Genomic DNA, 10,127 nt, shown 5'->3' on the forward strand with positions numbered 1-10,127 from the left:
CTGAGATCCGTGAAACTGCTTAAGGTAAATGTTAATACTTACTTAATCTTTTTAGCAGGCATTTCTTGTCCATTTTGGTGCAGAATTAATTCTGTCACTTCTCCTTTTTCATTTTTGACAAAGGTTATTTGGGCATAAACTAGCGTGTAGAAAAATTCCGTTTCTGATTCGGGGTAGATTTCAACTTTAGATTGTGCAGTAGCTTGAGCAAAAATTTGGTCATTTTCTTTGGTAATTGTAATGATAAAGTTAGGAGCTAGTTCATATTCTCCAATATAAGCATCATAGATTTTGGGGTCAACTTTTATCGCAGTTCTTTCTTTAGGAAGTTCATATTTTTCCCCAAAAACAATTGCGGCTAAGTCTTTACTAATTACATTAATCATTGAAAATCCATTATTGCACAACACAATGATACAAACATCATCATTAATATATCGGTCGATATTTGTAACAAAACCATTAATTGCCCCGTTATGACCGACAACTTTATGACTGAATATTTCTGTTATGAGCCAACCATAGCCATAGTTTTCTAGAAAAGGATTAAAAGCATTATCTAAAGAAGCTTTACTGACGATTTTTTCAGTATATAATGCTCTATCCCACAAATATAAATCTTCTACTGTGGAGTACAAAGCACCTGCACTATAACCAATAGACGTATCTATATAAGCTGCATTTATTGAACCATTACCAGTCATATAGTAACCAGAAGCGCGATTTTTAATTATGTTACTGTAATGGTCATATCCAGTATTTTTCATCTCCAAAGGTTGGAAAATATTCTCTTGGAGATAAGTTTCATAGAGTTTGCCAGAAATCTTTTCGATGATGTAGCCTAATAAAATATATCCAGAATTGCAGTAGCTATATTTTTCTCCGGGGGTAAATTCTAAGGGTTTATCTTTAAATTTGTCAATAGTTGTTTCAACAGAAGAAGGTATCATCATAGTTTGCTCATAATCAGGAAAACTTGTAAAATTAGGAATGCCTGATGTATGAGTTAATAAATGATGGATGGTAATTTGTTTACCTGTTTCTGGATAATCGGGTATATGTTTGCTTATTGAATCGTTGACGTTGAGCAAGTTTTTTTCTTGCAATTGCACGATCGCCATTGCAGTAAACTGTTTGGTAATGGAAGCTATGCGGAATTTGGTTTGAGGGGTATTAGGAACATCAAGTTCATAATTTGCCATGCCATATCCTTTACTGATTAAAATATTACCGTTTTGAGCGATTAATACAGAACCGCTAAAATAGTATTTGTTGGTATGTACTTGAAGATATTCGTTTACTTGCGCTTCGATGTTTTGCATGGTAGGTATAGTAATATTTGGTTTCAGATACCCGACAACTATTGCGAAGTCGGGTATCTTGTTTTTGGCGATCGCCTACGGCGGGCACAAAGTGCCATCGCACAATTTTTCAACATCCAAAAATAAATGCTTTTATTCGTGAGCTTCTTTTTGCGATCGAGAATCGCTGTTACTACCAATAATTGCTTGAAAGATATTCCCTACTAAAGAGAAAAACGCTCCTACTAATAACACGAGCATTAAACTAGCAAGTGCAGCAAAGGGAGAAAGGATGAACAAGAGTAAGAAGGCAAAGATTAAAGTTGATAGTAATGTCTTATTCATGGTTTTTAGGCTTAATGGTTGCTCTTATCAACATAAACAGCTAATTCATTAGTTTTGCCTCATCTTGAAGAAGTAATTATTCCTCTTTCTTTAGTAGTAGTAAAATAAGAATGGTTCGCCTTGAAGATATCTGCTACAAAGTGTCTCAGTTAGGTAGGGTATATTTTCCAATAAATAATCGTGTTCGTTGGGATTTGATGCGTGAAATGCAAAATTATGTATCATTGCGGCGAGAAAAAATGCCTCTAATATATTTTGATAGTCATCAGGTAATAAGCGCACGCTTTGATAACCATTGAGGAACGCTTTACGGTTTTCACAAAGCAGATGTAGCAGTGTAGAGGCAATATCATAAAGATAATAACCGAAGCCACAACGTGAAAAGTCGATCGCTCGTGCTTCATCTTCATGAAAGATATAATTGTTTTCGTTTAGGTCTGCGTGTATCACACCCCAAGAAGAGCGTGTTTTTCCTAACGCTGTCATCACTAGAGAAATTTGCTTGACTGCTGTCTCCAGCACAGCAAAATCAGCGTCAGATATTGTCACTAGATGCAGCCTCATAAGTGAGGTTTGTAACTCTTCCCAGTCGTATTTTGGTCGCACGAAGCCTAAAGGTAACTCCCAAACGCTGGTGTGTTGATGCAATCGTGCCATCAATTCGCCAATTTGCCATGCTTGAGTTGGTGTGGGTTGCGTACTGATTTGGCAACCCTCAACCCACTGCATTAAAGTGCAATTGAGTGGTAGTTTTCTATCAATTGCAACAGAGGTGACGAAAGTACCGTTTTTGTTTTGCATTGGCTTCGGTACTATCAGATTGGTATCGCGATGTAATGCTGACAGCCATAAGAGTTCTGAGTCAATTACGTTGTGTTGCTGCCAAATTGAATCGCTTTGTTGAGCAATTGGGTGATGGATACGAAAAAGGAATTTTGCTGGTTTTCCGCTATATGAATTAGATGTTTCAATGCGAAAGGTTACGTTTTCGCTATGACCGAGGAAAAATAATCTCGCATCGGTGATATTGTATTGAGTTAGTGCTGTTTGTGCGAGTTGGTTCCAGTCCATTTTAATTTATGGAAATGAGGTATGGGTTAAGAAAGCGCTTCAGCGCTTACTACGTTTATCTCATGAATTTTAGGCTTTCTATTTGTTGGGTAAATCCGTCGATGAAGATGCTTAAAATTGTGCGTTTTCGTAGTTTGATGTTAACACTTACTGACATGCCTGATTGAAGAGGTAGTTGTTTGTCTTTGAGTATAAGTGCTTGCTGATTTAAACGCACTTTTACTGGAAAGCTGTAGTAAGGACGAATTTCGGTGGGTGGTAAGGCATCGGAACCAATCGATTCTAGTGTACCTTTGATATCACCAAATTCGCTAAAGGGAAAAGAGTCTATTCTCACGTCTACTGGCATTCCTGTTTTGACGAAACCGATATCTTTGTTGGTTAGAAATACTTCGGCTTTGAGAGAGTTTTCGGGTACAACTTTGAGAACGGGTTCGGTAGAATTGGCAACAAATCCAGGGTTGCTGGCTTTCAAATCAAATACTGTACCATTGACTGGGGAACGAATTTCTTGATAATCTAAAGAAACTTGGTTTTGACTGATTTGGCTGTCGAGTTCGGCAATGTTCTTTTCGTTTTCAACGATCGCCTTTTTTAATTGGCTGTCTATTTCCGCGATGCGTTTGTCGTTGTCGGCTATTTTCGTCCACAAATCTTGATTTGACGCAGACATGGTATTTTGCAGACGTTCCCCAGATTGAGCGATCGCTAATTTCAAACGTTCTCCTTCTTGGATTAACTCATCGACTTCTGACTGTTGAGTGCTTACTTGCTGCTGCTGCTGTAAATATTGTAGTCGAGCGATCGCACCTTGTTTAAACAACGGTTCTAAATCTTTGAGAATGCGGGAATTGATTTTTAAAACGTTTTTCGCATTCGCCAATTTTACCTGATTTTGTACCACCTGCTTTTCTAATTGCGAGGCTTCTAACTTCACTGTAGCAGCTTTTGTTTTCAGTTCTTGTTGACTGGTTTGCAAGCGTAATTGCTGATCGGGTGTCAGATTTACTCCTTGTAATTTTCCTGAAAGTTGCACTCGATAAAGTTGATTTTCGGCAACTAAAGCTGCGCGATTTTTCGTCAACATTGCTATCTCTTCAGGCAATTTTACTTGATTTTTCGCCGGAATGCGAACCTTACCATCCATCTGGGATTGATAAAATTGATTTTCTTGTAGTAAAGTATTACGAACTTTTTGGAAATAGACTTTTTGCGCTTTTTGTGCAGTGTGGTCAAGACGCAACAGCAAGTCTCCCTGCTTAACTTGCTGACCGTCTTTAACATAAACCTCTTTTACCAAACCATTGAGCGGTACTTTAACTTCTCTGACCGTTCCTTGTGGTTCTAGTTTACCAGTTGCCGGAATCGCTTCTTCAATTTTAGCAACGGCAGACCAAATAAGCGTGAAGCTAGTTACACCAACAATAGAATATAGTACTGCTCGTGATAATATAGGCGATCGCTGTAAAATTACAGGTTGGTCAAATTCAGAATTCATTGGGAATGGGTAATGGGTAATGGGTAATTGGGAATGGGTAATTGGTGATGGGTAATGGGTAATGGGTAATGGGCAGTTGGTAATTGGTAATTGTTTTTATTAACCTATTTTCTATTACCTATTCACTATTACCCATTACCCATTACCCATTCCCTGTTGTTGATATAAACAGTAATAACGACCTTTTTCACTCATTAATTTTTGATGGGTTCCTTGTTCAACTACAAAACCTTGATCCAGCATTAAAATTAAATCGGCGTTGCGGATTGTGCTGAGACGATGGGTAATAAAAAAAACTGTTCTCTCGCTGAATGCTTCGGCTAAATTTAAACAAACTTGCCGTTCTGATTCATAATCAAGAGCGCTGGTAGCTTCGTCGAGAATGAGCATTTGCGGATTTTGGAGGATGGTTCGAGCGATCGCTATTCGTTGTCGCTGTCCCCCAGAAAGCGATGCACCGCGCTCTCCAACTCTGGTATTGTAGCCATTGGGTAGGTTCATAATAAACTCGTGAGCAAAGGCTATTTTCGCAGCTTCGATAATTTCTTCTGAGCTAGCGTCTGGATAATTTAAGGCGATATTTTCTTGGATTGTCCCATCAAATAGCAGCGTATCTTGTGGTACAATACCTATCTGTCGTCTGAGTGAATAAAGTTCGACTTTGTTGATGTCGTAACCGTCGATTAAAATTCGACCTGATTCTAGAGGATACAGACGCGGCAGAAGTTTCATCAAAGTACTTTTACCGGAACCGCTTTGACCGACTATCCCGACAAATATACCAGCGGGAAATTCTAAGTTGATATTGTTGAGTTGCAGCGGTCCGCTGGGATTGAAGCGGAAAGATACATTATCATACTTTACTGAACCCTGAATCATCGGCATGGGAATGTTACCGCGATCGCTTTCGGAAGATTCTGTAGGTGAGTCGATAATGTCGCTCAACCTTTCCAAAGAAAGTGCGGTTTCTTGGAAGTTCTGCCATAGTTGCGTTAAACGCAGCAATGGACTGGTGACGTAACCTGCTATAATCCGAAAGGCGATTAATTGCCCTAAAGTAAGTTCGCCTTTGAGTACTAAATACGCTCCTACCCACAACACGAGTAAACTAGAAAGTTGACTTAAGAAGTTGCTTGTAGAACCTGCTGCGGTAGAAGTTTGAACTGTCTTAAAACCTGCGCTGACATAACGAGCGTAACGTTCTTGCCATTGCCAACGCGATCGCAATTCGATATTTTGCGCTTTTACTGTTTGGATACCCGACAGTACCTCAACTAAATGAGATTGCGCTTCCGCATTGCGTTCTGCTTTTGTTCGCAGTTGTCGGCGTACAATTGGAGAAACTAATGTTGTTAAAAGTACGAATAACGGTAATGTAGAAAGTGCTACTAAACTCAGCAGCCAACTATAGATAAACATTACCACAATATAAATAACTGAAAACACCGCATCCAAAACGACTGTTAAAGCTGTTCCGGTTAAGAATTGGCGAATATTTTCTAACTCATTTACTCGCGTTGATAATTCACCTACAGGACGCCTTTCAAAGTATCGTAAAGGTAAACGTAGCAAATGGTCAATAATTTCTGAACCTAGCGTTAAGTCTATTCGATTGGTGGTATCGACGAATAAATAAGTCCGAATACTGGTAAGCACGGCTTCAAATACTGCAATCACTATTAGAAAAATTCCCAATACTTGCAATGTATCAGCGCTATTTTGGACTAATACTTTGTCGATAATAACTTGGGTCATCAACGGATTTGCTAACCCAAATAATTGGACAAAGAAAGAGGCAATAAATACCTCTATTAGTACTTGACGATATTTATATAAAGAAGGTAAAAACCAACTTAAACCAAACTTTTGCTGGGGTGTATATCTAGTTTGTTGTAACAGCAAAACTGGAACAGCTTCTTTTGGAGATTCGTCTGGTTTGGTTGCCGATTGTAGCAGAATACTGGCAACATCTGCGGTTTTTTGCCGTAAAACTCCAACTTCGGGAATTCCTAAAACGATCGCTTGAGTATTGATTTCGTAAAGTAGGGCAAAACTATCTTGCCATTGAACAATCGCCGGTGCTTGAAGTCGTCCTACCGCGTTGACTGGTAAACTGATAAGTTGAGCATTTAAACCCAATGATTCAGCGATCGCTCCACAATGCTGCAACGATAGCGAACCTGTTCTCCGTTGCTGCGAAAGCAAAATCTTACGTAAAACTTCGCGACGAAAAGGCAAATTCAACTGCTTGCTCAACATTTGAAAGCAAGCGAGAGCCGCATCTATTTTACCACTACCGCGCACGTATGGATATTTTTTTAGGTTAGAAGTTTCAACGAGTCTTCCTTCTGGTTCATCTGGTGCGTAGGGGATATCATCACGGGAGGGGGAGAGGGGGGGAGTGGGGGAGGGAAGCCAGCGCTGTGCGGAGGCGTCCTCCGTTGAGGCGTCTGGCGTGGAGAGGGGGAGGGTGGGGAGAATATTTGTGGGAAAGCCGAGTAAACGCAGATGCTTTCCTTTTGTGAGGTGCGTTTGGGGGTGATAGCGAGTAGCGATCGCTTCAAGTGGAATGGTTCCCCCACTAATTAACCATAAGCGATCGCTTGGCAGTTCATTTTGAGAATCTTGAGGTAGATTGACAACTATAGTTTCTGAATGAACCTTTAAAGCTAATTCTTTCAACGAATTTGAATGAGTCGCTTCAAGTAATAACTCGTTATCTGCACGACTTTGCAATTCTGCTGCTAATAAATCAAAGACTTCGATTAATTCCGCACGATTGCTAAAGTAAGATGCAAAGGCTTTTTCTTGCTGTAAAAGTGTGAGAAATTCGGTTGATTTTATAGTTAGACAGATAGTTTCACTGGAAGCGATCGCTGTTTCACAACCTACTCCCCGCACCAACCCAACCCAACCTAAAATATCTCCTCTTTGCAGTAACTTTAAAGTTATCGGCATCTGACTTTTCGGATCGTATCCTAATAGTCGCGCTTGTCCTTCAAAAATAATAGAAATTACAGCGGGTATTTTTTCCCGCATGACAATTGTTTGCCCCATGCGGTAGCGCAATAACTGCGTCTGTTGTGATACCTTAGATAGTGCGATTTGTGAAAGTTGGTCAAAAGGAGCGATCGCTTTAAGAAATGTTTCTGTGTTAATTGTTGTGTAGCTCATCAAGTCAATGCTTTTAGGGTAATTAACATTAAGATTTAGGACTTACTGCATTTGTTATGGAAAAACGAACCGCAGAGAAGCCAGCGCGTTGCGGGGGTTCCCCCCGTTGTAGCGACTGGCGCGACGCAGAGTTCACAGAGGAATGAGGAAGAGAGAGAATTTTTACGTAAGTTATATAATAATTAAAAGTTATTATTTATTGAGCAATCAGCTGTTTATACTGAGTTTGTATCCAATTTTCAAATAATTCATTTAATAGTCGCTGACGCATTGACTCATTTAACTGAGCCTTGATAAACTTTTCTAATCTGACAATGACGATCCACTCTCCTAAGCGGGTTGGTGGTAAAAGCTTACCGGGTTGACTTGCTATTAGCATTTTTGCTAAATCTGGATGGGGAGTTGACAATTCCATCGGACCGAGTAAACCCCCTGTTTCTGCTTCGGAACCTAAAGAATATTTACTTGCAAGTTCACTAAATGACTGTTCTTTTTCTTGAATGCGGAAGTAAAGTTCTTGAGCAATACCGATATCTTTGACTCGAATTAATGAATATATTACCCGATCTAACTTTGCTTTGCGTTGGAGAAAATAAGACTCTAGTTTATTTCCCCAATTACCTTGCTTGAAGTATTCCAGCTTGGTGTTGCGGGTGATGATATGGTCAAGTTGTTCGCGAGATAACCCACGCAAGACAAGCCATGTTTCTAAATCAGCATCCGATTTGAGTTGATGTTGCTGATAAAACTGCTGACACGCTTTAAAGGTTTCTTCGGTTGTCAGAGTAATATCGGCGATCGCACAATCGATCAAAATCTCTCGCATAAACTGCGGCATTATACCATACTGCTTTAGTAGGGAAATAATTTCCCCAGATGTAATTTTACTTATATGTGTAGCGGCTTGTTGCCAAACATCGCCAACTTGCAAATTTATTGCAGTCATATCAGTTTTTATCGGGTTTGCCGCTGTCATTTATTACCTTAAGTAATAACGTACCGATTAAAGGTCAAGAAAAGGTTATAAGTTGGTTAATTTTCCCAAAAACTGCGAGAATTACAAATAGCTCTACAAAAATAAAATCAAAAAATAACCAGAAGCGATCGCTTCTGGCTTTTAAACTTCTACAAGAGAGTTAAGTTAGGCAAAAATTCCCCCAACGTTACTCCTAAAAGTACTCGCAGACTGATTAGATACAACCGCAAGCAAGTCATTACCTGCAAAAATACGCACACCACCTGCACTGTCAGCAAAGCTCAAATCATTCAGCAAGCTACCTATCATAAATCTACTTGAGCCTAATTCAAAGTTGTTGATGGTGTCGTAACCTTCACCTTTTTCTAGCGTTACCGTAGCTTTTCCACCCAAGAAAATAGTATCTAAACCTGCACCACTGTTAATGAAGTCACCACCACCATTGGCAAAGATAGTGTCATTACCAGCACCTGCGTAAATCCTATCAGCTTGCGAACCACCATATATAAGGTTATTACCTTCACCAGCGTAGATGGTATCAAAACCACCATTGCCATAAATGGTGTCATTACCAGCACCACCGCTTAAATATTCATCTTTGGCAGAACCGTAAATTTTATCATTACCATCACCAGCAAAGATGATAGTTGCCAAGCCATTACCATAGATGGTATCATTACCCAAACCACCATTTAGGGTAGTACTATTACTGCTACCGAATAAAGTTTGATTTGTTGTGATGGGAGATGCGGCAAAAGCTGATGCTTTCAGTTGCACGTTATCGAAGTCTACTTCTACACCTCCACCATTAAGCAGATTAACTAAGCGGATACCTAAGTTTTTCCCGATAATAGATTCACCAGCAGCAGCAGTATAAGTAATGGTGGTAGTAGTAAACTTGCCGTCTTCAAGTGTTAAGCTGTTATTATCTACAGCGATCGCTTCATCCCCTGCTAACAATTCAACGCGATATCCAGGAGAACCAGTTAAGTCAAACCCAAAGAAGTTACCTGCTGCACTACCGACATCAACTGTCAAGGTATACTTCGTATTTGCTGCCACAACAGCATCGAGAGTCTGGGTTAAACCTGCAATACCGCTTCCGGGAGATTGAATTAAAGAAATATTCGCTATATTCTCACCTTCGGGAACTTGATTATAAAAGTTTGCGGTGGGATTAAAAGTGTCAATATTTGAAGTAATATTTTCCGGACTAATTTCTCGAATTGCAGGTAGAAGTCCATCTGGGTTATATGCTGTCCAACCTGGTGGTGGTTCTAAAGTATACCCACCATCTGGCAGCACTGTCAATTCAAAGCCAGCGTTCTTGATGGGAATTAACGAATCATTTAACATAATTGTATTTTTGGGCAGATGCTGTAAAATTAATACTTGGATAGAGTAATTATACGCATATAAACTTGATTTTATTTATAAAGTTTTGATGTTTAAGTTGTTGAAGGTTAAATTACCAGTTAAAGTGATGCGATCGCCCGGAAATTTACAAAAAGGCAGAGGGTAGAATTTTTCCCTTCTGCCTTGTCCAAAGGGCTGTTGAATTGTTAACGTCTTTATCAAGCAACAGCTTCTTGTTTAGGCTTCCGCACCGGACGCTTGCGATCGCTTCGACGAACACCCCCTGCCATTTTGTACTCATCGCTATTCACTCTAGACCCTCGACTAGTTTTTTAAATAGTAACTTTGCAGCTTTGGCACTAATGCGCGATCGCACTAATCTTACCGGACGCCCCTGAGACTTTTC

At 39.7% G+C, this 10,127-nt stretch carries 7 protein-coding genes; all 7 read right to left on the bottom strand.

The window, feature by feature from the left end:
• Positions 1 to 38 precede the first annotated feature (38 nt).
• The 7 genes from PI95_RS23560 to PI95_RS23590 all read right to left on the bottom strand — a co-directional run bounded on the left by PI95_RS23560 (position 39) and on the right by PI95_RS23590 (position 9,721).
• Positions 39 to 1,322, bottom strand: a complete 1,284-nt coding sequence (locus tag PI95_RS23560; protein WP_039754466.1) for a serine hydrolase — start codon at positions 1,320 to 1,322, stop codon at positions 39 to 41.
• A 132-nt stretch (positions 1,323 to 1,454) separates the two neighbouring features.
• A complete protein-coding gene (locus PI95_RS23565; protein ID WP_039754464.1) occupies positions 1,455 to 1,646 on the bottom strand; it encodes a hypothetical protein in 192 nt (63 codons plus the stop codon).
• A 90-nt stretch (positions 1,647 to 1,736) separates the two neighbouring features.
• Entirely contained in the window at positions 1,737 to 2,717 is a 981-nt protein-coding gene (locus PI95_RS23570) for a phosphotransferase enzyme family protein (protein WP_039754463.1), read from the bottom strand.
• Between the two features lie 55 nt (positions 2,718 to 2,772).
• Positions 2,773 to 4,215 (bottom strand): beta-barrel domain-containing protein, encoded by a 1,443-nt coding sequence (locus PI95_RS23575; RefSeq protein ID WP_039754462.1) that lies wholly within the window; start codon positions 4,213 to 4,215, stop codon positions 2,773 to 2,775.
• A 135-nt stretch (positions 4,216 to 4,350) separates the two neighbouring features.
• The gene (locus tag PI95_RS23580) at positions 4,351 to 7,389 is read right to left on the bottom strand and encodes a peptidase domain-containing ABC transporter (RefSeq protein WP_039754461.1); all 3,039 of its coding nucleotides are present in this window, start codon (positions 7,387 to 7,389) and stop codon (positions 4,351 to 4,353) included.
• Between the two features lie 196 nt (positions 7,390 to 7,585).
• Positions 7,586 to 8,335 (bottom strand): peptidylprolyl isomerase, encoded by a 750-nt coding sequence (locus tag PI95_RS23585; RefSeq protein WP_039754949.1) that lies wholly within the window; start codon positions 8,333 to 8,335, stop codon positions 7,586 to 7,588.
• Positions 8,336 to 8,530: 195 nt separating this feature from the next.
• The gene (locus PI95_RS23590; protein WP_039754459.1) at positions 8,531 to 9,721 is read right to left on the bottom strand and encodes a calcium-binding protein; all 1,191 of its coding nucleotides are present in this window, start codon (positions 9,719 to 9,721) and stop codon (positions 8,531 to 8,533) included.
• Between the last annotated feature and the right edge of the window lie 406 nt (positions 9,722 to 10,127).

This window comes from Hassallia byssoidea VB512170, assembly GCF_000817785.2.
Taxonomy (GTDB): Bacteria; Cyanobacteriota; Cyanobacteriia; order Cyanobacteriales; family Nostocaceae; genus Hassallia; species Hassallia carrinoi.

Excerpts from the sequence above, each read along its gene's own strand:
- PI95_RS23585 (WP_039754949.1), bottom strand. The coding sequence starts at position 8,335 with ATGACTGCAATAAATTTGCAAGTTGGCGATGTTTGGCAACAAGCCGCT.
- PI95_RS23565 (WP_039754464.1), bottom strand. The coding sequence starts at position 1,646 with ATGAATAAGACATTACTATCAACTTTAATCTTTGCCTTCTTACTCTTG.
- PI95_RS23570 (WP_039754463.1), bottom strand. The coding sequence starts at position 2,717 with ATGGACTGGAACCAACTCGCACAAACAGCACTAACTCAATACAATATC.
- PI95_RS23580 (WP_039754461.1), bottom strand. The coding sequence starts at position 7,389 with ATGAGCTACACAACAATTAACACAGAAACATTTCTTAAAGCGATCGCT.
- PI95_RS23590 (WP_039754459.1), bottom strand. The coding sequence starts at position 9,721 with ATGTTAAATGATTCGTTAATTCCCATCAAGAACGCTGGCTTTGAATTG.
- PI95_RS23575 (WP_039754462.1), bottom strand. The coding sequence starts at position 4,215 with ATGAATTCTGAATTTGACCAACCTGTAATTTTACAGCGATCGCCTATA.
- PI95_RS23560 (WP_039754466.1), bottom strand. The coding sequence starts at position 1,322 with ATGCAAAACATCGAAGCGCAAGTAAACGAATATCTTCAAGTACATACC.